The following is a 25,078-nucleotide window of genomic DNA, read 5'->3' as shown; positions in this document are numbered from 1 at the left end:
AGGTTGGATGATGGCCCGATGTTGGGCCCTCATCCAATAGTCATCAGGCTCGCGTTGCCGCCCGCTGCGGCTGTGTTCACGCTCAGCGCGCGCTCGATCAGCAGGCGCTCCAGCGGGATGTCCGTGGCACCGGGCTGCAATGCCGTCACGCCCACGATAGGCCCCGCGCGGCGGGCGAGGGCGGTGCACACGGCCTGCAGCGAGGGGGCGTCGCCGTGGTGCAGCACGGCATCCAGCTCCAGCGTGCCGTCGTTCAGTGTGTTGTCCTGCAGCTGGATCTGCGCCTGCACCAGCGTGGGCAATGGCGTGCGCAGGTTGGCCTGTGCGGTGGGCCACAGAGCCGTGCCACCGCTGGCGAGCACGGCCGCAGTCTGTACCAGCAGGTCATCCACACTTCGCGCCAGGCACAGCACGCGGCCACGTGGGGCCAGGGTGTAAACATTGCGCTCGCCCGTGGGGCCGGGCAGGGTGCGGGCTGTGCCGCTTTGGGTTTGCTGGGCAAACTGTTGGCAGGTGTTGGCCAGGGCTGCATTGCCCTGGAGCTGCGCCCATTGCTGCAAGGTGGCCAGAGGCGCCAGCAGGCGCTCGCGCACTGCCTCCTCGGGCGGCGTAGTGCGGTCGGCGTCGGCAAAGGTGCGCGCCAGCGCATCGGCCGGGCGCTGCGACACCAGGCGCAGCAGGTACAGCGGCCCGCCTGCCTTGGGCCCCGTGCCCGACAGGCCCTCGCCGCCAAACGGCTGCACGCCCACCACGGCACCGACCATGTTGCGGTTGACGTACACGTTGCCAGCGTGGGCCCGGTTCACCACACGGGCAATGGTTTCGTCGATGCGGGTGTGCACGCCTTGCGTCAGGCCGTAGCCGGTGGCGTTGATCTGGTCGAGCAACTGGTCCAGGTCGTTGCGGGCGTAGCGCACCAGGTGCAACACAGGGCCGAAGACTTCGCGTTGCAGCTCGCCGATGTGATTCAGCTCGATCAGCGTGGGGGGCACAAAAGTGCCTTGGCTGGTCGCGGTCGCAAGGTGCTGCGGGTGCTGGAACACCCGATGGCCTTGGGCCTTGAAGTTCTCGATGTGTCGGGTGATGCCCGCTTGTGCTTCGGCGTCGATCACCGGGCCCACGTCCACGCGCAGCTCGCCAGGGTTGCCCACGCGCAGTTCACCCATGGCACCTTGCAGCATCTCCACCACGCGGTCCGCGGCATCTTCCTGCACGCACAACACGCGCAGCGCCGAGCAGCGCTGTCCTGCGCTGTCAAAGGCCGACGACACCGCGTCGCCCACCACTTGCTCGACCAATGCGGATGAGTCCACGATCATCGCGTTCTGCCCACCGGTTTCTGCAATCAGCGGGATGGGGCGGCCTGCGGTATCCAGCCGCCCGGCCACGGTGCGCTGCAGGATGCGCGCCACTTCGGTGGAGCCGGTGAACATCACGCCCATCACGCGGGCGTCGCCAATCAGGCGGGCACCTACCGTCTCGCCCTGGCCGGGCAGCAGTTGCACGGTGGCGCGGGGCACACCGGCCTGCCACAGCAGGCGCACGGCCTCGGCGGCGATCAGTGGAGTTTGCTCGGCGGGCTTGGCCAGCACGGGGTTGCCTGCGGCCAGTGCAGCCGCCACCTGGCCCATGAAGATGGCGAGCGGGAAGTTCCAGGGGCTGATGCAGGCCACGGGGCCCAGCGGGAGGTGGGTGGCGTTGTCGAAGGTGCTTTGCACCTGGGCCGCGTAGTAGCGCAAGAAGTCCACGGCCTCGCGCACTTCAGCCACAGCGTTGCTGGCGCTCTTGCCCGCTTCGCGCATCAGCAGGCCCAGCAGGGGCTGCATGCGGGCTTCGAGCAGGTCGGCGGTGCGCAGCAGGGCGGCAGCGCGCTCGGCGGGCGGGGTGGCGGCCCAGGGGGCTGCGGCGGCCTGGGCGTGGGCCAGTGCCTGGTCCACATCGGCGGTAGTGGCCTCTTGCACGGTACCCACCACATCGCTGTGGTCGGCGGGGTTGCGCACGGGCTGCATGGGGCCTGCGGGGGCATCGGCGCCCAGCAGGGGGGCGGAGGTCCAGGCATGGGTGGCAGTGGCTTGCAGGGTGGTGGTCAGCTCGGTCAGCGTGTTTTCGTTCGATAGGTCCAGCCCGCGCGAGTTGGTGCGGTGCGCGCCATACAGGCCCTGGGGCGTGGCAATGCGGGGGTGGGGCAGGCCCGCAGTGCCTTCTGCCGCAGCTTGCTGGTCCACCACTTGCACGGGGCTGCGTACCAGCTCATCCAGCGCAATCGTTTCATCGGCAATGCGGTTCACAAACGAGGTGTTGGCGCCGTTTTCGAGCAAACGGCGCACCAGGTAGGCCAGCAGGGTTTCGTGCGTGCCCACGGGGGCGTAGATGCGGCACGGGCGGCCGAGTTTGCCTGCGGTCGCAGCGCCTACCACCTGCTCGTACAGCGGCTCGCCCATGCCGTGTAGGCACTGGAACTCGTACTGCCCCGCGTAGTAGTTGCTGCCCGCCAGTTGGTAGATGGTGGCCACCGTCTCGGCGTTGTGGGTGGCGAACTGGGGGTACACGGCCTCGGGCGCGGCCAGCAGCTTGCGTGCGCAGGCGATGTACGAAATGTCGGTGTGCACCTTGCGGGTGTAGACGGGGTAGTCCTCCAGCCCATCGACCTGGGCACGCTTGATTTCGCTGTCCCAGTACGCGCCCTTGACCAGGCGCACCATCAGCCGGCGCTGGGTGCGGCGGGCCAGGTCCACGACATAGTCGATGACGAACGGGCAGCGCTTTTGGTAGGCCTGGATGACAAAGCCAATGCCGTTCCAGCCCGCCAGCGTGGGCTCGTGGCACAGGCGCTCCAGCAGGTCCAGCGACAGCTCCAGGCGGTCGGTTTCTTCGGCGTCGATGTTCAGGCCAATGTCGTACTGCTTGGCCAGCGCGGTCAGGCGCAACACCAGCGGGTACAGCTCATCCATCACACGGCCAAACTGTGCGCGGCTGTAGCGCGGGTGCAGGGCCGAGAGCTTGATGGAGATGCCAGGCCCTTCGTAAATGCCGCGCCCGGCAGAGGCCTTGCCAATCGCGTGGATGGCCTGCTCGTAAGAGGCGTAGTAGTGCTTGGCGTCTTCGCTGGTCAGCGCCGCCTCACCCAGCATGTCGTACGAATAGCGAAAGCCCTCGGCCTCCATCGTGCGGGCGTTGCGCAGCGCTTCGTCGATGGTTTCACCGGTCACAAACTGCTCGCCCATCATGCGCATGGCCATGTCCACGCCCTTGCGGATCAGGGGCTCGCCGCCCTTGCCGATCAGGCGGCTGAGCGAGTTGCCCAGGCTGCCTTCGCTGTGCGTGGCCACCAGCTTGCCGGTGATGAGCAGGCCCCAGGTGGCGGCGTTGACAAAGAGCGACGGGCTCTTGCCCAGGTGGGCATCCCACTGGCCGTGGCTGATCTTGTCACGGATCAGCGCATCGCGTGTGGCCTTGTCGGGGATGCGCAGCAGGGCCTCGGCCAAGCACATCAGCGCCACGCCTTCTTGCGACGACAGCGAAAACTCCTGCAGCAGCCCCTGCACGATGCCCGCGCGCCCGGCGCTGGCCTTGCGTTCGCGCAGCGCCTTGGCAATGCGCAGCGCCAATTGCTCGGCGGACGCCGCTTGATCGGCAGGCAGGCGGGCCTGGGCCAGCAGCGGGGCCAGGGCCTCGGGCTCGGGGCGGCGGGTGGCAGCGGTGATGGCGGCGCGCAGCGGGTTGCTCAGCGGGGTGCGGGGCGCGAAGTCTGCAAACGGGGCGGAGGGCTGCGTCATGGCGGTGTCTTTCAGGGATTTGGCGGGGCCCAACACGGTGGGAAGTGTTGGTTGGGCGCGTTATTGGCGATGATCCTTGGGTTGGCGATGAATAAATGGTCGAAAATTGGCACTGAATCCGAATAAAAATCTAATCGACATGCAAACAGAACCCGATCTGGACCGGATTGACCGCAAGATCCTGTCAATCCTGCAGGAGGACGGCCGCATTGCCAACCTCAAGCTGGCCGAGGCGGTGGCCCTGTCGCCCACCGCCGTGCTGGCGCGCGTACAGCGCCTCACGCGCGACGGCTTCATCCTGGGCTACGAGGCGCGTCTGAACCCGCTGAAACTGGGTGCGGGCATGCTGGTGTTCGTGGAGGTGCTGCTGGACCGCACCACGCCCAACGTGTTCGATCAGTTCAAGGCCGCCGTACAGGTGCACCCCGAGATCATGGAATGCCACATGGTGGCGGGCGGGTTTGACTACCTCCTCAAGACGCGATCGGCCGACATGAATGCCTACCGCGTGTTTGCGGGCAATGTGCTGTGGCAACTGCCCGGCGTGCGCGAGACGCGGACCTATGCGGTGATGGAAGAGGTCAAGCACACCAACCACCTGTACCTGCGCTGACTCCACACCATGCGCGTACACCCACCGGATTGGCGGTGCTGGCAGAAGCCCGCATAATTCTCGGCAGATCTGCTTGCATGAGGAGCTACACCATGACGACCGCTTTCCCCTATGCCGCCGCAGCCCTGGTGGCTGCCCTGTTCAGCCAGACGGCCGCTGCATCCTGCTACGTCGTCTATGGCCCTGACAAGGACATCGTGTACCGTGCTCCGGTGCCGCCGGTGGACATGTCACGGCAGATCCACGAAACCCTGCCCCTGGTGGCCCCGGGCTCGACCCTCGTGTTTTCGCCCGACAACTTTGGCTGCGAACTCACCATCAACAAGCTGCCACTCACGGCCGTGTCCGCGCCCGGGGGCATGCGGCCTGCGCGCGCTGACCGGGGCTGAAACGGACAGTTCGCAGGGGTGCGGCCAGTGGGCGTGCCGCGCCTGAGACAATCGGGGGATGAGCGAACCGAAAGAACTATCCCCCTCGTTTGAACCCACCGAGCAGAATTCCCAAAGCGACCTGCCCGAAGGCTGGCTGCACGTGCAGTCCATGGACCTGGACGCCCAGGGCGTTGCCCGCAAGCCCGATGGCAAGGTGGTCTTTATCGATGGTGCCTTGCCATTCGAGCTGGTCACCGCCAACACCCACCGCAAGAAGAACAACTGGGAGCAGGCCAGCCTGGTAGCGATCCACCGCGAGTCGTCCCAGCGCGTGCGGCCGGATTGCCCCCACTTTGGCCTGCACGCAGGCGCCTGTGGCGGCTGCAAGATGCAGCACTTGCACGTGGGCGCCCAGGTGGCCGTCAAGCAGCGGGTGCTGGAAGACAACCTCTGGCACCTGGGCAAGGTCAAGGCCGAGACCATGCTGCGTCCCATCGAGGGGCCCGCCTGGGGCTACCGTTACCGCGCCCGCCTGGCGGTGCGCCACGTGATCAAGAAGGGCCAGGTCCTGGTGGGCTTTCATGAGCGCAAGAGCCGCTACATCGCCGACATGCAGACCTGCAAGATCTTGCCCCCGCATGTCGATGCCATGCTGATGCCCCTGCGCGCACTGATTGCCAGCCTGGATGCCCGCGACACCTGCCCACAGATCGAGCTGGCCTGCGGTGACACCGTGACCGCGCTGGTGCTGCGCCACCTGGAGCCGCTGAGCACCGGTGACATCACCCGGCTGCGCGCCTTTGCGGCGGAGCACCATGTGCAATGGTGGCTGCAGCCCAAGGGCCCGGACACGGTGAAGCTGCTGGACGAGGGCGGCGAGCAGCTGTCGTACGCACTGCCAGACTTCGGCATCACCATGCCTTTCAAGCCCACGGACTTCACCCAGGTGAACCCGCACATCAACCGCGTGCTGGTGAGCCGCGCGCTGCGCCTGCTGGACGTGCAGCCCCACGAACGCGTGATCGACTGGTTCTGTGGCCTGGGCAACTTCACGCTGCCCCTGGCCACGCAGGCGCGCGAGGTGCTGGGCATCGAGGGCAGCGAGGCCCTGGTGGCCCGCTCGCGTGAGAACTATGCACTGAATCAGGCCAAGGCGCCGGACCACAAAGCGCTGGCAGCTACGGATTTTGTAGCGCGCAACCTGTTCGAGATGACGCCCGAGATGCTGGTGGCCGACGGCGCTGCCGACAAGTGGCTGGTGGACCCACCACGCGAAGGGGCGTTTGCGCTGGCCAAGGCGCTGGCGGACATTGAACAGGCCCGCATTGGCGCCGAGGGCGCTGGCCCCTTGCCTGCAGGGGCCGAAGGCTGGACGCCCCCGAAGCGCATTGTGTATGTGAGCTGCAACCCAGCCACTCTGGCGCGCGATGCCGGGCTGCTGGTGCATCTGGCCGGCTACCGGTGCACGGCGGCGGGCATGATCAACATGTTCCCGCACACGGCCCATGTGGAGAGCATGGCGGTGTTCGAGCGGGTCTGAGTCCGGTTGCCGGAAAGAGGCTTCAGGAAGGGGAGGGCGCAGCCCTCCGTCCCGTGGCCTTAACTCCCCCGCGCAATATCAGCTGCGGTTGCGGCTGGCTGCGGGGTCGCGGGGTTCGGTTTCGATGTCGGGTGCGCGTTCGCTGCGTTCGGGCTTTTCCACCTTGCCCAGCACCGAGGGCGTGCCCTCGATCTTGTTCTCACGCATGTAGGCGTCCATGTCCTTCCAGCCTGCAAACACCGAGGCCTTGGAGGCCTTGGGGTTGAGGGTGTAGCAGTCTTCCAGCCCCCGCAGTGCGTGTCGGCAGGCACCGCCGATGGCCTTGGCCTCGGCATCGCGTTGGGCCACGCGCGGGTCAGGGCCCAGGCCCGGGATCTTGTCGCAGCCTGCAAGCAGCAACAGGCCCGCCAGAACCATCAGGCGCAATGCGGTGGAAGGGCTTTGTGGATACATGTACTTGCATTATCGGCACACTGGCCGCGCTATTGAGGCTTGATCCTGGGGCGCGACCCACAAAAAAGGCTCCCGAGGGAGCCTTTTGATGGAGGTCAAGGGACTGGCAGGGCTCAGTCGCGCTCGCCGCCCATGATGCCCAGCAGGGCCAGCAGGCTCTGGAACACGTTGAAGATGTCCAGGTACAGGGCCAGCGTGGCGCTGATGTAGTTGGTTTCGCCGCCGTCCAGGATCTGCTTCAGGTCATACAGCATGTAGGCGCTGAAGATGCCGATGGCCAGCATCGAGATCACCATCATGCCCACGCCAGAGCCGACGAACACGTTGATGATGCCGCCGACCATGAGCACCAGCGCGCCCACCATCAGCCACTTGCCCATGCCCGAGAGGTCGCGCTTGATGACGCTGGCCAGGCTGGCCATCACGAAGAACACACCGGCCGTGCCGGCAAAGGCCGTCATGATGAGGTCGGTGCCGTTCTTGAAGCCCAGCACCATGCCGATCATGCGCGACAGCATCAGGCCCATGAAGAACGTGAAGGCCAGCAGCACCGGCACGCCTGCGGCCGAGCGCTTGGTCTTTTCGATGGCGAACATGAAGCCGAACGCGCCGCCCAGGAACACGATCAGGCCCAGGCCGCCGGTCAGCGAGCGGGTGATGCCGGTGGCCACTCCGATCCAGGCGCCCAGCACCGTGGGGATCATGCTCAGGGCCAGCAGCCAGTAAGTATTGCGAAGCACCTTGTGGCGCTCTTCCTGCGAGATGCCATAGCCCGCAGAGTGGCCCAGGGTGGTGACTTGGTCATTCATCTTGTGTCTCTCCTTGTTGGCCTGCACGACGCAGACATCACAAATTCTAGGTGGTGATGCTTTTTTGCTTTGCAATGACCGCACCCGGTCACCTACTTTTGGTAAGGATACTTTCACCTTGGCTGAGGGCAACGGCGCCGGGGATGCCGGTATGCTCGGTTCTCTTTGCGTGCCGGGGCGGCCTGTGCGGCCCGGTTTCCTCTCCCACTTTCGGATCCTTTCATGAAAACCAAGCACGAACTCGAACTGGCCGACGTCAAGGCCGTGGCCGCCGCCGCTGAAGCCGAGGCCCTCAAGAACAACTGGGCTGTGACCATCGCCATCGTGGACGATGGCGGCCACCTACTGTGGCTGCAGCGCCTGGACGGTGCCGCAGCCGTGTCATCGCACATCGCTCCTTCCAAGGCCCGCACGGCCGCTCTGGGCCGCCGCGAAAGCAAGGTCTACGAGGACGTGATCAACGGCGGCCGTACCTCGTTCCTGAGCGCGCCCACCATTGACGGCCTGCTCGAGGGCGGCGTGCCGATCATGAAGGACGGCCAGTGCCTGGGTGCCGTGGGCGTGAGCGGCGTGAAGTCCACCGAAGATGCACAGATCGCCCGCGCGGGCATTGCAGCCCTGGGCCTCTGATTCGGGGGCTCCCGGCAGGGGGTGCGATTGCTATTATTTTGATAGCTGTAAGCGCATGTTCCACTAGCGCATGGGGCTGAAAACGCTTCAAAACCCTCTGGGAGCATGAAAAAACCGGCCTGTGGGCCGGTTTTTTGTTGGGAAGGTCGGGGGCGGCAAAAAAAGCCTGGCTACGCGGGAGCAAACCCGTTGGCTGGCAAAAACGACCCTTGCGAGCTTGTTGCAAGCCCGGGAGTCGCCCCACGATGAAACTATTTGGTCAGGATGAGCTTGCCCAGCTTGGTGGCCTGCAGGCGGTACACCGAGCCGTTGTGGCTGATGGCGACGGTCTTGTGCCCTTGCAGCAGCACGCTGCTGTCCAGTGCAGCAGTGGCGCAATGCGCACCGGACGACGGGGCCTCGCCAGATGCCGAGGCGTCTGCGGAGTCAGCCGGCACGGCGCGGCGGAGCGGGGCGGAGGTCAGGGAGGCTTGCATGGAGTTTTCCTGGGTCATTGCAGTGCGTTTTGTTAATGATAACGATTCGCAATTACAAGTCAAGCGAACGGTGTGTTTCTTTTTGTTCTTGGTTCCGCCCTGCATCAGGTGCAAAGGCGAGGCGTTGAGCAGCGCCCAGGGCGCGGGGCAAAGGTCCGTGCGCCCTGGGCGCCGTGCAGGGGGCTGCGAGCCGCTGCACGGGCCCTGCGTTCCCTGGCGCCCGGCCAGCGCGCCCAAGACGGGTGGGCTGGCCAAGATGCGCAGGGACCGGGCCGGTGACTTTCGCCGTGTCTTTACTGGCCCCGCGGGTCGGTCACAAACCCGATCTTGCGCACGCCAGCGCGTTGCGCGGCCGCCATGGCCTGGGCCACGAATTCGTAGCGCACGTTCTTGTCGCCACGGATGTGGAGGTCTGGCTGGGGCTCCTTGGCAGCCTCGGCCTGCAGGCGGGGGAAGAGTTCTTCTTCCGACACCTGGGACTCGTTCCAGAAGAACTTGCCATCGGCCGACACCGACAGGCGCACGGTCTCGGGCTTGACGTTCTCGGGCTGGTTGGTGGCGCGGGGCAGGTCCACGTTCACCGCGTGTTTCATCACCGGCACGGTGATGATGAAGATGATGAGCAGCACCAGCATGACGTCCACCAGGGGCGTCATGTTGATCTCGTTCATCACGTCATCGGTGTCGTCTTGGGTTCCAAAGGCCATGGCTTAGCCGCCTTTCTTCATGGGCAGCACCTTGCCGGGCTCGCCAGCGTTCACGCGGGCGCCGGTCACAAAGTAGGCGTGCAGGTCATGGGCAAAGCTGTTCAGGCCATTCAGAATGGACTTGTTGCCGCGCACCAGCGCGTTGTAGCCCAGCACCGCCGGGATGGCCACGGCCAGGCCCAGCGCGGTCATGATCAGCGCCTCGCCGATGGGGCCGGCCACCTTGTCGATGGTGGACTGGCCCGAGGTGCCGATGGCCAGCAGGGCGTGGTAGATGCCCCACACGGTGCCGAATAGGCCGATGAACGGGGCGGTGGAGCCCACCGACGCCAGGATGGCCAGGCCCGAGGACAGGCGGGCGGTGAACTCATCGATGCAGTTGCGCAGGCAGCGGGTCACCCAGTCACTCACGTCCAGGCTGTCGTGCAGGTGGGCCTTGGTGTTGCGGTGGTGGGCAGTGGCTTCGCGGCCTTCCAGCGCCAAGTGGCGGAAGGGGTTGGTCGGGTCGGCGCCCAGCTTGGTCAAGCCCGCGGCAAAGTCCTCGCTGTGCCAGAAGTCCTGGGCGGCGCGGGCGTGTTTCTTGAACTTGATGATGTCCAGTGCCTTGATGAGGATGACGATCCACGAGGCCAGCGACATGGCCAGCAGCAGGATGGCGACGGCGCGGGTGACAAAGTCACCCTGGATCCAGACGTTGGCGATGCCGAATTGCGATTCCATGAAAACTCCCTGAGCGGTGATTGGTTTATTCGAGAACAAAGTTGACGGGGACGAGGTTCCACATGGCCTCGGGCACGCCGTTGCGTTTGCCGGGCACAAAGCGCCAGCGCATCACGGCGTCCTGGGCCTGGCGGTCCAGCCGGTCAAAGCCGCTGGACTTGTTGACTTCGACCTTTTGCGGCACGCCATCGGTGCCGATGAGCACCCTGAGCACCACCTTGCCTTGCTCGCCCATGCGTTTGCTGATGGCGGGGTAGCTGGGCTTGGGGTTGTTGAGATAGGCCGCGTCGCTGGACGGCAGCTCGATCTTGGGTGGTGCGGGTGGCGCCGGTGGCGCAGGCGCGGGGGCCGGGGGCGCCACAGGGGCCTCGATGGGCGGGGCGGGCGGCTGGGGCGTGGTGATGCCGGTGGGGGCATTGGGCGCTGGCGTGGGGTCGGCAATGGCGACGGGCATCGGTGCCGGGCGCGGCGCGGCCTTGGGCGCTGGCTTGGGAGGGGGCGGTGGTGCCGGTGGCGGCGGGGTGACCTTGGGCGGGGCGGGCGGCGCGATGAATTCGCTGAGCAGTTCGGCCGGCACGATCACCTCGGCCGCCTTGCGCACCAGGCCGGACTGCAGGGCCCAGATGCCCGCCACATGCAGCGCCACCACGGAGCCGACGATCACGGCATTGCGGCTCACACCGCCAGGGGGGGCGAAACGATCAGGGTGAGACATAAAAAGAAAGGAAGGGCAGCGCCGCCCCTAGCATAGGGCGGACGCTGCCGGGTAAACCCGGATTATTTGCGAAAGATCCACCAGGCCGAACCTGCGACCAGGATCAGGCTGCCTGCGAGGGTAGAGAGGAGTTCCATGACTTGCTTTCCAGGATGGAGCTGGCAAGCTGGATCGTCTGCGGCGCCGCATCGTTGCGCAAGGCGGCTACCGGGTTCGAGACACTGCACTGCGCCACCACGTCGCGGGCGCAGCTTTCGCAGCATCCGCATTGGGTGGCCACGCCCAGTTCGAACTGGATCTCATCGAAGCTCATGCCAGCACGGGCATGGCGGGCAATCTCACGGTCCGAAACCCGGCGGCAAACACAGACGATCATGGCGGCAGGCAGTGTGGCTGGCTGTTGAAAGGATGATTGAGATTATAAATACGAATCTATCGCATTTGCAATAAATCATTCCTGCCGACAGGGGGAACGCGCACCTGCCCGTGTGGAGCTGCCGATACCCCGGGCCTCAGATCGCGCCCGCGGCGGGCTCGTCGTGGCCGTCCAACAGCGCGGAAGTCGCTTCGGCAAGGGTGGCGCAGCCGGTCAAGGCCATGGCGACCTCCAATTCGTCGCGCAGCAGGCGCAGCACATGGGCCACGCCCGCAGCACCTGCATTGGCCAGGCCCCACACGGCGGGGCGCCCCACCAGCACGGCGGAGGCGCCCAGCGCCATGGCTTTGAGCACATCGGTGCCGCGCCGGATGCCGCCGTCCACCAGCACCGGCACCTTGCCCTGCACGGCCTGCACCACACGGGGCAGCGCGGTGGCGGTGGCAGGGGCCGTGTCCAGCGTGCGCCCGCCATGGTTGGACACGATGAGGCCCGCAGCGCCCAGCGACACGGCCTGGCGCGCGTCGGCGGGGTGCAGCACGCCCTTGAGCAGCACCGGCAGCCGGGTGATGGACTGCAGCCACGCGATGTCGTCCCACGTGGGCGCATGGTGGAGCAGGCCGTCGAACAAGGCACTCTGGCCGGGGCCCAACGCGGAAGGCGCGGGTGCCTGCAGGCCTGCCAGGTTGACGGGGCCCACGCCGGGCGGAAGCCGAAAGCCCGCACGCCGTTCGCGGTCGCGCACGCCGCTGGTGGGGGCATCCACCGTGAGCACCAGGGCCTCATAGCCGGCCGCTTCGGCACGCTGCACCAGAGACTGGGTGAAGCCACGGTCAGGTTGCAGGTACAGCTGAAACCACAGCGGGCCGCGCCCCGGGTCGGGCAGGACGGCCTGGGCCACGCTCTCCAGCGACACGCTGGCCTGGGTGCTGAGCACCACGCCCGCGCCCAGCGCCGCTGCGGCATAGGCCATGGCCAGTTCGCCGTCGGGGTGCGCCAGGCGCTGGAAGGCCACGGGTGCGAGCAGGATGGGGTGCGCCAGCGTGCGGCCCAGCAGGGGCACGCGGGTGTGCCCACCCGCCAGCGGCCGCAGCACGCGGGGCCACAGGGGCAGGGCGTCCCAGGCGCTGCGGTTGGCGTGCAGACTGATCTCGTCGGCCGCGCCGCCGCTGAAGTACGCCCAGGCGTTGTCGTCCAGCTGCGTGCGTGCGTGTTGCTCGTGGTCGGCCAGGGTGACCAGGCCCGGGGGGATGGTGTGCCGTGCAGGAAATTGGGTCATACAAACAAAAATAGCACCAAGCGCTAGTGGATCATGCGCTGGGTGCTATCAAAATAATAGTTCTTGCGGGGTGTCTCATACCCTCGGTCGCAGCCGTGGGGTAGGGGCCTGCGGTTCACACATCGGCCCACATGCGCAGCAGGTTGTGGTACGTGCCCGACAGCGCGATGGCCGACGGGTCGGTGTCGCCGTGGGTCTGGCGCAGCTTGAGCAGGGCCATGTCCATGTCGAACAGCAACTGGCGTTGCTCCAGCCCGCGCACCATGCTCTCCACCCAGAAGAAGCTGCTCACGCGGTGCCCGCGCGTGACCGGCGCGACCTGGTGCACGGTGCTGCTGGGGTACAGGATCATGTCGCCCGCAGGCAGCTTGATGCGCTTCTCGCCCAGGGCTTCGGCAATCACCAGCTCGCCACCGTCGTAGTCGTCGGGCGGCGTGAGGAACAGCGTGCACGACAGGTCGCTGCGCACCCAGCAGCTGTCGGCGCGGGAGTGCATGACGGCGCTGTCCACATGGTTGCCATAGTAGTTGGCGCCATCGCCATACTTGTTGAACAGCGGGTTGTAGATGCGGCGCGGCAGTGCGGCCGAAAAGAAGAGGGCGTTGCGATTCAACGCGGCCTTGACCAGGCCCTGGAGCTGGGCGGACAGCTCGCTGGCTTGTGCGAGCTGCAGGTTGTTTTTCTGGTGCACCGCCTGGCCGCCCGCGCTGCGGGCGCCGTCCACCCAGGGGGCGTCGGCCGCCCAGAGCTTTTGCCGGAAGAACGCGACCTCGTCGGCGGTGAGAACGTCTTGGATGTGCAGGAACATGGAACCATTGTGAACCGGCCCCGGGCAGTGCCGGGGCCGGTTCATTCGAGGGACTTCAGAGGTGCGTCAGAACCGTGTCTTCAGCGTCAGCTGCACAGCGCGCGGAGCGCCGGGCGTGTAGAAGCCGCGGTACAGGCCTTCGGCATACGTGCGGTCGAACAGGTTGCTCACGTTCAGCTTCAGCGAGGTTTTGTCGTCAAACGCGTACTCGGCCATGGCGTCCACCACCGCAAAGCCGCTGGCGTACACGGCGCGCGAGCCCTCGGGGTTCTGCTTGGCGCGGTACGTCAGGCCAGCACCCACACGCAGCTTGGAGGTGACGGCGTAGGTGCTCCACACGCTGCCGCTGTGCTTGGGCGTGAGGCCGGGTCGGTCACCCTGCACCTGCGCGCCGCCGCCGTTGGCGGCCAGCACCACGTTGCTCTTGTCGATCTTGGCCGACGGGATCCAGGTGTGGTTGAAGAACAGTTCCCACTTCGGCGTCAGGCGCCCCGCCAGGTTGAACTCCATGCCGGTGGCGTGGCGCTTGCCCGAGAGCAGTTCTTGCGCGGCAGCGGTGTCGGGGTCGGTGTTGCGCTCGTTGTACTTCTGGCTGTAGAAGGCGGCCACACCCAGCAGGGCGCGGCGCTCGAACAGCTCGAACTTGCCGCCGACTTCGATGTTGCGGCTCTTTTCTGGGTCGGTGTTGGCGGTGCGCGCCGTGGTGGTGCCGGGGTTGCCAAACTGGTAGGTGTCGCCCGAGGTGTTGTACGAAGTGCCGTACGACAGGTAGTACGAGGTCAGCTCGTCAGGCTGGAAGATCATGCCCACGCGGGGGCTGAACAGGCTGTCGGAGCGCGAGTTGCTCAGGCTGCCTGCGGCGTTGTGGTACGCGGCGCGGAAGTTGTCGTAGCGCAGGCCGCCGACCAGCTTGAGCGTGTCGCTCAGCGAGACCGTGTCCTGGAAGTACAGGCCCAGGTTGCGCGATGTGAACGTATTCCACTGCACCGGCGCACGGCCGTCGGCCACCCACGCGCCGTCGTTGGGCGTGCCCACCGTGGTGGTGGGGCGGGTGGTGGTGTTGGCGTAGTTCTGGTTGCGCTTGGCGTCGTCGTCGTAGTAGTCCACGCCGGTCAGCACCGCGTGCTTCTTGCCACCCCAGTTGTAGGTGTTGCTGTAGTCGCTTTGCACCTGCAGCACATTGCTCTCGCCCACGCGGCCCTTGGAGCCACGGGTCAGCACGGTGTTGCTGTTGATCTGGTCCAGCGTGATGGCGCTGTTCTGGAAGCCGATGGTGCTGGCCAGCAGGTCGCGCTCGTACTTGCCGTAGCGCAGGCGGGTGGTCAGCTCGCCGCTGTCGTCAAAGCGGTGGATGTGGCCCAGCGTGACGTACTGCGATGTGGTGTCGTTGTGGTCGCTGGCCAGGCCGTAGTACTTGCCGGCTTCCAGCGGCATGTTGATCTTGCCGTCGGCCGAGAGGCGCCAGGGGTGGTTGTAGAGCGGGCGGCCCTTGGATTCGAGGTAGTACAGCCCGACGGAGAACTCATCGCGCGTGCCGATGCCCCAGGCAAACGTGGGTGCAATGCCGCGTTTGTCCTGCTTGGCACCGTAGTTGTCGTACTCCTGCACCATGGCGTTCAGGCGGAAGGCCGAGTTCTCGCCCGTCACCCAGTTGAAGTCGCCGGTGGCGCGGTGGTACTTGCCGGTGCCCAGTGTGTAGCCGGCTTCGTGCTGGTCGATCAGCAGCGGGTACTTGTTGACCTGGTTGACCACGCCGCCGGTCGAGCCTTTGCCGAACAGCATGGAGGCCGAGCCCTTGAGCACTTCGATGCGGTCGTTGTTGAAGGTGTCGCGCTCGATCAGCGGGGCGTCCTTCATGCCGTCCACGTAGATGTCGCCCGCCAGGCCCAGCGAGAAGCCGCGCAGGCGCACGTCTTCTTCACCGGTTTCGCCGGACTGGAAGGTCACGCCCGCCGTGGTGCGCAGCACTTCGCGGAAGTCGTCCTGGTTGCGGTCGTTCATCAGCTTTTCGGTGAACACCGTCACGGACTGGGGGATGTCCTTGATGTCCTGCTTGCCCTTGCCCACGGTGGTCTTCTTGATGAGCAGGGTGTCTTTGCCCTGGACTTCTGCGGCTTCCTTCACCGTCACGGTGGACAGGGTGGTCTCGGACGTGCCGGTCTGCGCCATGGCGCCCATCGAGGCGGCCAGCATCAGCGCGCCCAGTGGCAGCAAGGCCCTGTCGGATTGCGAAGCCTGGGGCGACAGGGTGGCGGGAGAAGCAACGAATGCGGGAGAAGAACGCAGCATGCCGCTGCGGCGCTGGGCGCGAGATTTAGCCAAGAGGGCCTCCGTCAATAGGGGTGTGCAGGTGGCGCGCAGGGGCACCAAGAGCAGGCGAGAGGCAGTGGCTAGATCAACATGGCTGTGCGTCGTCGTGCAGCTTTATGTTACATCAAATGCGGGTCATTCTCATTTGCATTGATGCGGGCGCGCCACACTTCGACAGGGTATGGGCGTAAAAAAACCGGCAGAGCCGGTTCTTTTACGGGTGCGACGCGGGTCGCAAAGCGCCAGGGCTTACTTGACGTGCTTGCCAATCAGGCCAGCCATTTCAAACATGGAGACCTGTGGCTTGCCGAACAGCTCCTTGAGCTTGGCATCGGCATTGATGTTGCGCTTGTTGGTGGCGTCCTGCAGGTTGTTGGCCTTGATGTAGACCCACAGCTTGCTAATGATCTCCGTGCGCGGCAGAGGAGCCGAGCCCACCACAGCGGCCAGCGCGGGGCTGGGCGTGAGCGCCTTCATGAAAGCGGCGTTAGGGGTCCGCTTCTTGGCGGGTGCAGCGGCCTTCTTGGCTGCTGGGGCTGTGGTTGCCGGAGCTTTTTTTGCAGTTGCCATGTTGGGTTGTCCTTGTTGGGAATAAATTTTTACCAGCGAAAACGACGCTTTCCCACTGGCAGGCTGATGCTAATGGGAAAAAAACGCGTTTCCAAGGGAGAAACGGCTTTTTTTGCCTCGATTTGTAGCGGTGGCGCCGCGCACCCCGCAGCAATAGGCCGCCAAGGCGCGCCAGGCTTGACAAACACGCGGCAGAGGGCGGGTTTCAAGTGCGGTTCCTCGGGGGGCATCTTCTGAGTGCGGCGTTGGGCGCCGCATCTGGGGTGGCTGCTGCTGCAGCACAATCTTGCACAACAGATTTGCCGCTCAACGAACGCGGCTCGCCCGCAGGCCTGTACCCCGGCGGGGGGCGTTCGGTGTGGGGTTCGTGCTCGCCGCTGCCGTTGGGGCGGGTTTGATTGTTGGAACCGTTTGATTGACTGAAAGGATCTTGGAATGGCTGCAGCTTCGCCTCTTCCCCTCACGCCGTTTGCCACCTGCGACTTTTGTGACGTCCACAAGGGCGACACCAGCGGTGCATTCCGCGTGCTGCCCCCGGTGTTCCAGAGCTTTGGGGGCGTTGCCGCGTTCGCGGGCCCCGTCACCACCGTCAAGTGCCACGAGGACAACACCCAAGTCAAGGCGGCTGTCGAGTCAGCAGGCGAGGGCCGGGTGCTGGTGGTGGATGGCGGCGGTTCTCTGCGCCGGGCCCTGGTGGGCGGCAACCTGGCGGCAGCCGCCGCCCGCAATGGCTGGGCCGGCATCGTGGTGGACGGCTGTGTGCGTGACGTGGCCGAGCTGAACGCGGAAGCCGTCGGCATCCGCGCGCTGGCGCTGATGCCGCTGCCCACCGAGCGGCGTGGCGAGGGGCAACGCGATGTGGCTGTGTCGATCCAGGGCGTGCCTGTGCGCCCCGGCGACTGGCTGTATGCCGATGCCGATGGCATCGTGGTCAGTGCGCAGCCCTTGCACGGCTGAGTCCGGCCTTCTCTGGTTCTGCCCAGTCTGTCCAGTCCCCGTGGTGGGATGGTGAAGACGGTTGCCGAAGGGCCAGTCAGTCGGCGCTGCCGCTCCGCCGCCCTACGCGCAGCGCCGCGCGCGAGGGCAGGGTGGCCAGCAACGCGCTGGCCAGGGCAATGACAAAGGCGACCAGTTGCAGGCCCGTCAATACCTCGCCCAAAAACAGCACGCCCACCAGTGCAGCACTCACCGGCAGCATGACCGAGAAAACACCGCCTTGAGCAGCGGGCACGGCCTTGAGCCCGGTCATCCACAGCCACACCGTCCACATGCAGGCGGCCAGCGCATAAAACAGCAGCAATAGCCAGGTGCCCCATCCCACCGAGGCAAACGGGAAGTCCAGCGCCAGGTACAGGCCAAACGGTGTTGTCAGCACAAAGCCCCACAGGTTGATGAGCGAGGTGATGCGCTTGGGCCCCAGGCTGCCGGTCAGCTTCTTGCCGATCACCGTGTAGGCGGCCTCGCAAATCACTGCCCCCAGCAGCAGCAATTGGCCCCACCAGGCATCGTTTGCAGTGTTTCTGGCTCCAAGCGCAGGTTCCATATGTGCTGCGTGCTCTGGTTTTGATAGTGAGAACAGGGCAATGCCAATCACCGCACAGAGCACCGCCATCCAGGTGCGAGGCGCCACCCGTTCACCCAGAAATGCCCATCCCATCAATGCCACGGCTGCAGGAATGGCTGCCATGGTCACCCCTGCGGAGACAGCGTCGGTCAGGCTCACGCCATAGATCATGCAGATGGTGAACAGAAAGTTGCCCAGAAAGGACTCCAGGAACAGCAGCCGTTTGGTCTGCGGTGTCAGTGGCGGCTCGTTGGCGGGCTTCTTGAGCCAGTGCAGCATGGCGATGCCCCCGATGCCAAAGCGCATCCAGGCGAGCAAGAGCACGGGCAGCACGGCTGCCAGGGGTTTGGAGAGTGCCACATAACTGCCCACCAGCGACATGCTGAGGGCTAGGCACACATAGGCGAAAGGGCGGCTGGGAGCGGGCGTATTCACTAGACTGGGGCGCTGTTCAATCAAAAACGACTGCGCATCATGCCCGAGCCTTCTTTGCCTGCTGGCACCCCACGCCATGTGTTTGTATACGGCACCTTGCGCCGCGGTGGGTCGAATGACATCACGCGCTTGTTGCCTGCGCCACACTGGGTGGGTTTTGCGCAGGTGCCGGGAGTGTTGTTTCACCTGGGGGCGTATCCGGGCATGACGCTGGGTGGCGATCAGCCGGTGCATGGCGAGGTGTACGCCATCGAGCCTGCGCTGGAGGAGGTTCTGGATGCCATTGAAGGGTTGACCGGAGATCACCCCACCGACGAATACCTCAAGCGCGAGATCGTGGTGACAGTTGAGGGCCAACGGCTGTCTTGTCTGGTGTACGAGGTCCATCCCCGATACGCAGAGGGCGCACGCCGGATCGAACATGGCGATTGGCTCAGGGCAGTTGGCACTGCGTCCGCTTGAATTATCACAATACGAAAGTTAGATTTCTTGATGTGGAATGCGATAGATGTTGCATTGCCGCAATTTTTCTCGATATGAGAAATCAATTTCTGTATTGAGAAATCACGTGGTTAAGTGGTTGTTTTGAAAGAAGAAAATTTATCTCTTCTATAAGACATAAGAGCTTGCGCAAGTCTTATAGAAGACTTAAAGTTGTCTTCAAGGGCGGCGCACAGCAGCCCGGCGTTTTCAACCAACCCCTGGAGTGATCTCATGCCCCAATCCCTCAACGAACAACTGAGCCGCGAACAGCAAATTGCCGCCCTGGAAAAAGACTGGGCGACCAACCCCCGCTGGAAGGGTGTGAAGCGCGGTTACTCCGCTGCCGACGTGGTGCGTCTGCGTGGTTCGCTGCCCATCGAGCACACGTTGGCCAAGCGCGGCGCTGAAAAGCTCTGGGACAAGATCAACGGCGGTGCCAAGAAAGGCTACGTCAACGCTTTCGGCGCCATCTCTGCCGGTCAAGCCATGCAGCAGGCCAAGGCCGGCCTCGAAGCCGTGTACCTGTCGGGCTGGCAAGTCGCCGCTGACGGCAACACATCCGAAACCATGTACCCCGACCAGTCGCTGTATGCGTATGACTCGGTGCCCACCATGGTTCGCCGCATCAACAATACCTTCAAGCGCGCCGACGAAATCCAGTGGGGCCGTGGCATCAACCCCGGCGACAAGGAATTCATCGACTACTTCCTGCCCATCGTGGCGGACGCGGAAGCCGGTTTCGGCGGCGTGCTGAACGCCTTCGAACTCATGAAGAACATGATCCAATCGGGCGCTGCCGGCGTGCACTTCGAAGACCAACTCGCTGCCGTGAAGAAGTGCGGCCACATGGGTGGCAAGGTGCTGGTGCCTACGCAGGAAGCCTGCGAAAAGCTGATCTCCGCACGTTTTGCTGCTGACGTGATGGGCGTGTCCACCATCGTGCTGGCCCGCACCGACGCAGAAGCCGCCAACCTGATCACGTCCGACCACGACGCCAACGACAAGCCTTTCCTGACCGGCGAGCGCACGCAAGAAGGCTTCTACCGCGTGAAGAACGGCCTGGAACAAGCCATCAGCCGCGGCGTGGCCTACGCTCCCTATGCCGACCTGGTGTGGTGCGAAACTGGCGTGCCAGACATCGGCTTCGCCCGTGAATTTGCGCAAGCTGTGCACGCTGCCTGCCCTGGCAAGCTGCTGTCGTACAACTGCTCGCCTTCGTTCAACTGGAAGAAGAACCTCAACGACAAGCAGATCGCGTCGTTCCAGGAAGACCTGTCGGCTCTGGGCTACAAGTACCAGTTCATCACGCTGGCCGGTATCCACATCAACTGGTTCAACACCTTCCAGTTCGCCCATGCATACGCCCAAGGCGAAGGCATGAAGCACTACACCGAAATGGTGCAGGAACCTGAATTCGCAGCACGCGAAAAGGGCTACACCTTCGTGTCGCACCAGCAGGAAGTGGGCGCAGGCTACTTTGACGACGTGACCACGGTGATCCAGGGTGGCTCGTCCTCCGTGAAGGCCCTGACGGGTTCGACCGAAGAAGAGCAGTTCCACTGATCTGCGTGGCTCAGCGCTGCTTTGTTGTGGCGCCAAATGCACTCGACAAAAGCCCGAAGCAGATGCTTCGGGCTTTTTTCTGGGTGCTGGGGTTAAAATCTGCGGAAATTCACTGCACAAGAGCGAGAAAGGCAATCTGGTTATGACACCGCGAACTACATCGGAGATGTTGACCGGCCGTTGAGGCTGGCTGTTCGCGCCTGCACGAGATTGCACACACCTCCAAAAAGCGCGGACCTGTTCCGCGCTTTTTTGTTTTTCGGGCCTGGCGCGTGCCCGCATCCATTGCACTGATCACAGAGAAAGAGTTGCTCCCATGATTCACATCACGCTTCCCGACGGTTCACAGCGCGAGTTTCCGGGCCCCGTCACCGTGGCCGAGGTGGCCGCCTCCATTGGCGCCGGTCTGGCCAAAGCCGCCCTGGCGGGCAAGATCGGCGACAAGGTGGTGGACACCAGCTACCAGATCACGGCCGACAGCCCGCTGTCCATCGTGACGGCCAAGGATGCGGATGGCCTGGAGGTGATTCGTCACTCCACCGCTCACTTGCTGGCCTACGCGGTCAAGGAACTGTTCCCTGACGCGCAGGTCACCATTGGCCCGGTGATCGAAAACGGCTTTTATTACGACTTTGCCTACAAGCGGCCCTTCACACCTGAAGACCTGGTGGCGATTGAAAAGCGCATGGCCGAACTGGCATCCAAGGACGAGCCCGTGGTGCGCCGCGTGCTGCCGCGCGACGAGGCCGTGGCGTATTTCAAGGGCCTGGGTGAGCACTACAAGGCCGAGATCATTGCCAGCATCCCCAGCAACGAAGACGTGAGCCTGTACCGCGAAGGCAATTTCGAAGATCTGTGCCGCGGCCCTCATGTGCCCAGCACCGGCAAGCTCAAGTTCTTCAAGCTCATGAAGGTGGCTGGCGCCTACTGGCGTGGCGATCATCGTAATGAGATGCTGCAGCGGGTCTATGGCACGGCCTGGGCTACCAAGGATGAGCTGCAGCAGTATTTGACGATGCTGGAGGAGGCCGAAAAGCGCGACCACCGCAAACTCGGCCGCGAGCTGGATCTGTTCCACATCGACGAACACTCGCCTGGCACAGTGTTCTGGCACCCCAAGGGCTGGACGGTGTGGCAGGAGGTGGAGCAGTACATGCGCCGCGTGTACCGCGACAACGGCTACCAGGAGGTCAAGGGGCCGCAGATCCTGGACCAGGGCCTGTGGGAGAAAACCGGGCACTGGGACAAATACCGCGAGAACATGTTTGTCACGGAGTCGGAAAAGCGCGACTACGCGCTCAAGCCGATGAACTGCCCTGGGCACATCATCATTTTCAAGCAAGGTATCAAGAGCTACCGCGACCTGCCTTTGCGGTTTGGCGAGTTCGGCCAATGCCACCGCAATGAGCCGACCGGGGGGCTGCACGGCATCATGCGCGTGCGTGCTTTCACACAGGACGACGGCCACATCTTCTGTACCGAAGACCAGATCCAGTCCGAAGTCGTGGCGTTCACCACGTTGCTGCAGAAGGTTTACAAGGACTTCGGGTTCACGGACATCATCTACAAGCTGTCCACACGGCCTGAGAAGCGAATCGGTAGTGAGGAAAGCTGGGACCGCGCCGAGAACGCCTTGGCTGAGGGTCTAAGGGCATCCGGTTGCGAATTTGAATACCTGCCCGGAGAGGGCGCCTTTTACGGTCCCAAGATCGAGTACACGCTCAAGGACGCGCTGGGGCGCCCCTGGCAGTGCGGCACGATTCAGGTGGATCCGAATATGCCCGAGCGCTTGGACGCAGAGTTTGTGGGCGAAGATGGCGCCCGCCATCGGCCCATCATGCTGCATCGCGCCATCGTGGGTAGCTTGGAGCGCTTCATTGGCATTCTGATCGAGCAGCACGCGGGTGCTTTGCCGACATGGCTCGCTCCCGTGCAGGTTTCGGTGCTCAACATCACGGACGCTCAGTCCGATTACTGTCGTGAAATCGCAGCAAAACTGCAAAAAGCGCTGCCCAATCAAGGCCTTAGGGTGGCCCTGGATCTGCGCAATGAGAAGATTACGTATAAAATACGGGAGCATTCGATGCAAAAGCTGCCCTACATCCTCGTCGCAGGCGACAAGGAAAAGGCAGCCGGCGCCGTCGCAGTGCGAGCCCGGGGTAATCGTGATCTCGGCGTGATGTCGGTGGATGCGTTCATTGAATTGATCGCTAACGACATCGCCACCAAAGCCTGATTTTGAACACAAAACTGCTTTGCCGCTCGCGGACTGTGCGGAAGTAGCTACTTTATTTGTAGCATTTTGATTCAAGGAAGATAGCCATCGCTACTGAATTTCGTGATCGTCGCCACCGGGAAGAGCGCAAGCACCGCCTGAACCGTGAAATCATGGCCCCGGAAGTCCGCCTTTCCGGGCCAGACAACGAGCCTTTGGGTGTTGTCAGCCTCATGGAGGCCTTGCGCATGGCCGGTGAGCTGGACGTGGATCTGGTGGAAATCGCCGCTACGGCGAATCCACCGGTGTGCCGCCTCATGGACTACGGCAAGTTCAAGTACCAAGAGCAAAAGCGTGCGGCAGAAGCCAAAGCCAAGCAGACGGTCATTGAGATCAAGGAAGTCAAGTTCCGCCCCGGAACGGACGATGGCGACTACAACATCAAGATGCGCAACATTCGCCGCTTTTTGGCGGATGGCGACAAGTGCAAGATCACGCTGCGGTTCCGCGGGCGTGAAATCACGCACCAGGAACTCGGCTTGGCTTTGCTGAACCGGATTCGTGACGAGTTGGCTGACAGCATCATCATTGAGCAGTTTCCTAAGTTGGAAGGCCGCCAGATGATCATGATGATTGCTCCGGGCAAGAAGAAGCCCGCGGCCAAGCCAGCGGCTGAAGGCGCGGCCCCTGCAACGGGTGCGGCGGCGTAGGTTTGCCAATCAGTGTCAGATTTTGAGCGCCACGCCCGAAGGGGCGGGGTGTTTGAAAAGGTGGGGCTTTCGAGCACTGCCGACCGGAAGGTGAAAGCCTTTCGATAAAAGTGGCTCGGGGCCAACAAGTTTGCAGATCGGTTTGCAAACGCCTCACGAGCACAACGAAAAAGGAGCATTCACATGCCCAAAATGAAGACCAAGAGCAGCGCGAAAAAACGTTTCCGCGTTCGTCCAGGTGGTACCGTCAAGCGCGGTCAAGCCTTCAAACGTCACATCTTGACCAAGAAGACCACCAAGAACAAGCGCCATCTGCGTGGTGCGGTTGCTGTGCACGAGACCAATATGGGCTCGATTTCACAGATGCTGCCCGGCATGGGCGTTTAATTTACTGACGAACAAGGAGTACATACATGCCTCGCGTCAAACGTGGTGTAACGGCCCGTGCCCGTCACAAGAAAGTTCTCGCCCTTGCCAAGGGTTTCCGTGGTCGCCGCGGTAACGTCTTCCGTATCGCCAAACAGGCGGTAATGAAGGCTGGGCAATATGCCTACCGTGACCGCCGCACCAAGAAGCGCGTGTTCCGCCAGTTGTGGATCGCCCGTATCAACGCCGCTGCCCGTGAACTGGGCCTGACCTACAGCCAGTTCGCCAACGGCCTGAAGAAGGCATCCATCGAGATCGACCGCAAGATGCTGGCCGACCTCGCAGTGCACGACAAGGCTGCCTTTGGCAGCATCGTGGAGCAAGTCAAGGCCAAGCTGGCTGCTTGAGTTCACGATGAGCGGCTATCGTTCTGATAGCTGCTTGCGCAATAACAGCAAGGGCTAGGGCTTGAAAAGGCACTAGCCCTTGTTCATTTTCAAGAGTCGATATGAACGAGTTGGATTCCCTGGTCGAGAGCGCGACGCAACTGTTTGCCCAAAGCGCAACCCCTGCTGACCTCGAAAACGCCAAGGCGCAGTTTCTGGGCAAGTCAGGTCGCGTGACCGAGCTCATGAAGGGCATGGCGCAGCTGTCCGTCGAGGAAAAGAAATCCCGCGGCGCAGCCATCAACGTTGCCAAGCAGGCCATCGAGGCTGCGCTGACCGCTCGCCGCCAAGCTCTGGCCGATGCCGAACTTCAATTGCAGCTCAAGGCCGAAGCACTGGACGTGAGCCTGCCAGGCCGCCAGCGCGGGCAGGGTGGCTTGCACCCGGTGTCGCTCACGCTTGAACGCATCCAGGGCATCTTCGGTTCCATGGGTTTTGACGTCGCCGAAGGCCCTGAGATCGAGACCGACTGGTTCAACTTCACTGCACTGAATACGCCGGAAGACCATCCTGCGCGTTCCATGCATGACACGTTCTATGTGGAGGGCGGCACTGCCACCGCTCCCAACCTGCTGCGCACACACACCAGCCCCATGCAGATCCGCCATGCGGTCCAGCATGTCAAAAAGCACCGGGCTGCGCTCGATGCCGGTCAGGCGATGCCCGAGATCCGCGTCATTGCCCCCGGCCGTACCTACCGCGTGGACAGCGACGCTACGCACTCGCCCATGTTTCACCAGTGCGAAGGTCTCTGGATTGGTGAGAACGTGAGTTTCAAGGACCTGAAAGTCATCTTCACGGATTTCTGCCGCACGTTCTTCGAGAGCGACGATCTCGTGTTGCGCTTCCGTCCCAGTTTCTTCCCGTTCACAGAGCCCAGCGCCGAGATCGATATCCAGTTCCAGACGGGCCCGCTTGCAGGCCGTTGGCTCGAAGTGGCGGGCTCGGGCCAGGTGCACCCCAACGTGGTGCGCAATATGGGTCTTGACCCTGAGAAGTACATCGGCTTTGCATTCGGCATGGGACCCGACCGCCTGACCATGCTGCGCTATGGCGTCAATGACCTGCGCCTGTTCTTTGACGGCGACATCCGCTTCCTGTCGCAGTTCCAGTAAAGCCCGCCGACTTCGCGCCGTGCGCGAG

25 protein-coding genes are annotated in these 25,078 nt (G+C 63.8%); 12 read left to right on the top strand and 13 right to left on the bottom strand.

Annotated elements, in window-relative coordinates; translation table 11 throughout:
• Positions 1 to 29: 29 nt before the first annotated feature.
• Positions 30 to 3,776, bottom strand: a complete 3,747-nt coding sequence (gene putA / locus ASC83_RS14540; protein ID WP_056063845.1) for a trifunctional transcriptional regulator/proline dehydrogenase/L-glutamate gamma-semialdehyde dehydrogenase — start codon at positions 3,774 to 3,776, stop codon at positions 30 to 32.
• Between the two features lie 139 nt (positions 3,777 to 3,915).
• Here putA and ASC83_RS14535 point away from each other — a divergent pair, with 139 nt between their 5' ends.
• From ASC83_RS14535 to rlmD, 3 genes are all read left to right on the top strand, one after another.
• On the top strand, positions 3,916 to 4,389 hold the full coding sequence (locus ASC83_RS14535) for an Lrp/AsnC ligand binding domain-containing protein (protein ID WP_015014569.1): 474 nt from the start codon (positions 3,916 to 3,918) through the stop codon (positions 4,387 to 4,389).
• Between the two features lie 92 nt (positions 4,390 to 4,481).
• On the top strand, positions 4,482 to 4,778 hold the full coding sequence (locus ASC83_RS14530; protein ID WP_099730513.1) for a hypothetical protein: 297 nt from the start codon (positions 4,482 to 4,484) through the stop codon (positions 4,776 to 4,778).
• A gap of 58 nt (positions 4,779 to 4,836) precedes the next feature.
• Positions 4,837 to 6,300, top strand: coding sequence for a 23S rRNA (uracil(1939)-C(5))-methyltransferase RlmD (gene rlmD, locus ASC83_RS14525; protein ID WP_056063839.1), 1,464 nt, complete (start codon positions 4,837 to 4,839; stop codon positions 6,298 to 6,300).
• Positions 6,301 to 6,378: 78 nt separating this feature from the next.
• Here the strand turns inward: rlmD and ASC83_RS14520 are convergent, their stop codons facing one another.
• A complete protein-coding gene (locus ASC83_RS14520; protein WP_056063836.1) occupies positions 6,379 to 6,753 on the bottom strand; it encodes a hypothetical protein in 375 nt (124 codons plus the stop codon).
• A 113-nt stretch (positions 6,754 to 6,866) separates the two neighbouring features.
• Positions 6,867 to 7,562 carry a Bax inhibitor-1/YccA family protein gene (locus ASC83_RS14515; RefSeq protein ID WP_015014565.1) on the bottom strand — a complete coding sequence of 232 codons (696 nt, stop codon included), beginning with the start codon at positions 7,560 to 7,562 and terminating at the stop codon, positions 6,867 to 6,869.
• Positions 7,563 to 7,784: 222 nt separating this feature from the next.
• Here ASC83_RS14515 and ASC83_RS14510 point away from each other — a divergent pair, with 222 nt between their 5' ends.
• Entirely contained in the window at positions 7,785 to 8,192 is a 408-nt protein-coding gene (locus tag ASC83_RS14510; RefSeq protein ID WP_015014564.1) for a heme-binding protein, read from the top strand.
• Between the two features lie 251 nt (positions 8,193 to 8,443).
• Here the strand turns inward: ASC83_RS14510 and hemP are convergent, their stop codons facing one another.
• From hemP to ASC83_RS14465, 9 genes are all read right to left on the bottom strand, one after another.
• Positions 8,444 to 8,668, bottom strand: a complete 225-nt coding sequence (hemP, locus tag ASC83_RS14505) for a hemin uptake protein HemP (protein ID WP_056065088.1) — start codon at positions 8,666 to 8,668, stop codon at positions 8,444 to 8,446.
• A 293-nt stretch (positions 8,669 to 8,961) separates the two neighbouring features.
• A complete protein-coding gene (locus ASC83_RS14500; protein ID WP_056063832.1) occupies positions 8,962 to 9,375 on the bottom strand; it encodes a biopolymer transporter ExbD in 414 nt (137 codons plus the stop codon).
• Positions 9,376 to 9,378: 3 nt separating this feature from the next.
• A complete protein-coding gene (locus tag ASC83_RS14495) occupies positions 9,379 to 10,095 on the bottom strand; it encodes a MotA/TolQ/ExbB proton channel family protein (protein WP_056063831.1) in 717 nt (238 codons plus the stop codon).
• A gap of 25 nt (positions 10,096 to 10,120) precedes the next feature.
• The gene (locus ASC83_RS14490) at positions 10,121 to 10,810 is read right to left on the bottom strand and encodes an energy transducer TonB (RefSeq protein WP_056063828.1); all 690 of its coding nucleotides are present in this window, start codon (positions 10,808 to 10,810) and stop codon (positions 10,121 to 10,123) included.
• Between the two features lie 103 nt (positions 10,811 to 10,913).
• The gene (locus ASC83_RS14485; protein WP_056063825.1) at positions 10,914 to 11,186 is read right to left on the bottom strand and encodes a bacterioferritin-associated ferredoxin; all 273 of its coding nucleotides are present in this window, start codon (positions 11,184 to 11,186) and stop codon (positions 10,914 to 10,916) included.
• Between the two features lie 136 nt (positions 11,187 to 11,322).
• Complete coding sequence (locus tag ASC83_RS14480; RefSeq protein ID WP_056063822.1) at positions 11,323 to 12,465, bottom strand: alpha-hydroxy acid oxidase; 1,143 nt, start codon at positions 12,463 to 12,465, stop codon at positions 11,323 to 11,325.
• 115 nt (positions 12,466 to 12,580) lie between these two features.
• Positions 12,581 to 13,273, bottom strand: coding sequence for a Fe2+-dependent dioxygenase (locus ASC83_RS14475; protein ID WP_056063818.1), 693 nt, complete (start codon positions 13,271 to 13,273; stop codon positions 12,581 to 12,583).
• Positions 13,274 to 13,339: 66 nt separating this feature from the next.
• On the bottom strand, positions 13,340 to 15,562 hold the full coding sequence (locus ASC83_RS14470; protein WP_056063815.1) for a TonB-dependent siderophore receptor: 2,223 nt from the start codon (positions 15,560 to 15,562) through the stop codon (positions 13,340 to 13,342).
• Positions 15,563 to 15,832: 270 nt separating this feature from the next.
• Entirely contained in the window at positions 15,833 to 16,153 is a 321-nt protein-coding gene (locus ASC83_RS14465) for an SWIB/MDM2 domain-containing protein (RefSeq protein WP_056063811.1), read from the bottom strand.
• A 435-nt stretch (positions 16,154 to 16,588) separates the two neighbouring features.
• On the opposite strand from ASC83_RS14465, the gene rraA reads away from it, so the two are divergent.
• Entirely contained in the window at positions 16,589 to 17,110 is a 522-nt protein-coding gene (rraA, locus tag ASC83_RS14460) for a ribonuclease E activity regulator RraA (protein WP_056063808.1), read from the top strand.
• A gap of 76 nt (positions 17,111 to 17,186) precedes the next feature.
• On the opposite strand, the gene ASC83_RS14455 is transcribed toward rraA, so the two are convergent.
• The gene (locus ASC83_RS14455; protein ID WP_235509397.1) at positions 17,187 to 18,098 is read right to left on the bottom strand and encodes a DMT family transporter; all 912 of its coding nucleotides are present in this window, start codon (positions 18,096 to 18,098) and stop codon (positions 17,187 to 17,189) included.
• Between the two features lie 93 nt (positions 18,099 to 18,191).
• On the opposite strand from ASC83_RS14455, the gene ASC83_RS14450 reads away from it, so the two are divergent.
• The 7 genes from ASC83_RS14450 (at position 18,192) to pheS (ending at position 25,050) form a co-directional block, all read left to right on the top strand.
• On the top strand, positions 18,192 to 18,614 hold the full coding sequence (locus ASC83_RS14450; protein WP_056063805.1) for a gamma-glutamylcyclotransferase: 423 nt from the start codon (positions 18,192 to 18,194) through the stop codon (positions 18,612 to 18,614).
• 252 nt (positions 18,615 to 18,866) lie between these two features.
• Entirely contained in the window at positions 18,867 to 20,198 is a 1,332-nt protein-coding gene (gene aceA / locus ASC83_RS14445) for an isocitrate lyase (protein WP_055402695.1), read from the top strand.
• Between the two features lie 316 nt (positions 20,199 to 20,514).
• Complete coding sequence (gene thrS, locus ASC83_RS14440; protein WP_056063802.1) at positions 20,515 to 22,434, top strand: threonine--tRNA ligase; 1,920 nt, start codon at positions 20,515 to 20,517, stop codon at positions 22,432 to 22,434.
• An 80-nt stretch (positions 22,435 to 22,514) separates the two neighbouring features.
• Positions 22,515 to 23,123, top strand: coding sequence for a translation initiation factor IF-3 (gene infC / locus ASC83_RS14435; RefSeq protein ID WP_082522461.1), 609 nt, complete (start codon positions 22,515 to 22,517; stop codon positions 23,121 to 23,123).
• Positions 23,124 to 23,306: 183 nt separating this feature from the next.
• Positions 23,307 to 23,510 (top strand): 50S ribosomal protein L35, encoded by a 204-nt coding sequence (gene rpmI, locus ASC83_RS14430; RefSeq protein ID WP_008904041.1) that lies wholly within the window; start codon positions 23,307 to 23,309, stop codon positions 23,508 to 23,510.
• A gap of 26 nt (positions 23,511 to 23,536) precedes the next feature.
• Positions 23,537 to 23,896 (top strand): 50S ribosomal protein L20, encoded by a 360-nt coding sequence (gene rplT / locus ASC83_RS14425; protein WP_005795139.1) that lies wholly within the window; start codon positions 23,537 to 23,539, stop codon positions 23,894 to 23,896.
• Positions 23,897 to 23,997: 101 nt separating this feature from the next.
• A complete protein-coding gene (gene pheS / locus ASC83_RS14420) occupies positions 23,998 to 25,050 on the top strand; it encodes a phenylalanine--tRNA ligase subunit alpha (protein WP_056063795.1) in 1,053 nt (350 codons plus the stop codon).
• Positions 25,051 to 25,078: the final 28 nt, after the last annotated feature.

The sequence above is a fragment of the Acidovorax sp. Root402 genome (genome assembly GCF_001425125.1).
Lineage (GTDB): Bacteria > Pseudomonadota > Gammaproteobacteria > Burkholderiales > Burkholderiaceae_C > Acidovorax > Acidovorax delafieldii.
Note: the sequence above shows the minus strand (reverse complement) of the source record. Positions and strands in the feature narration are given on the sequence as shown.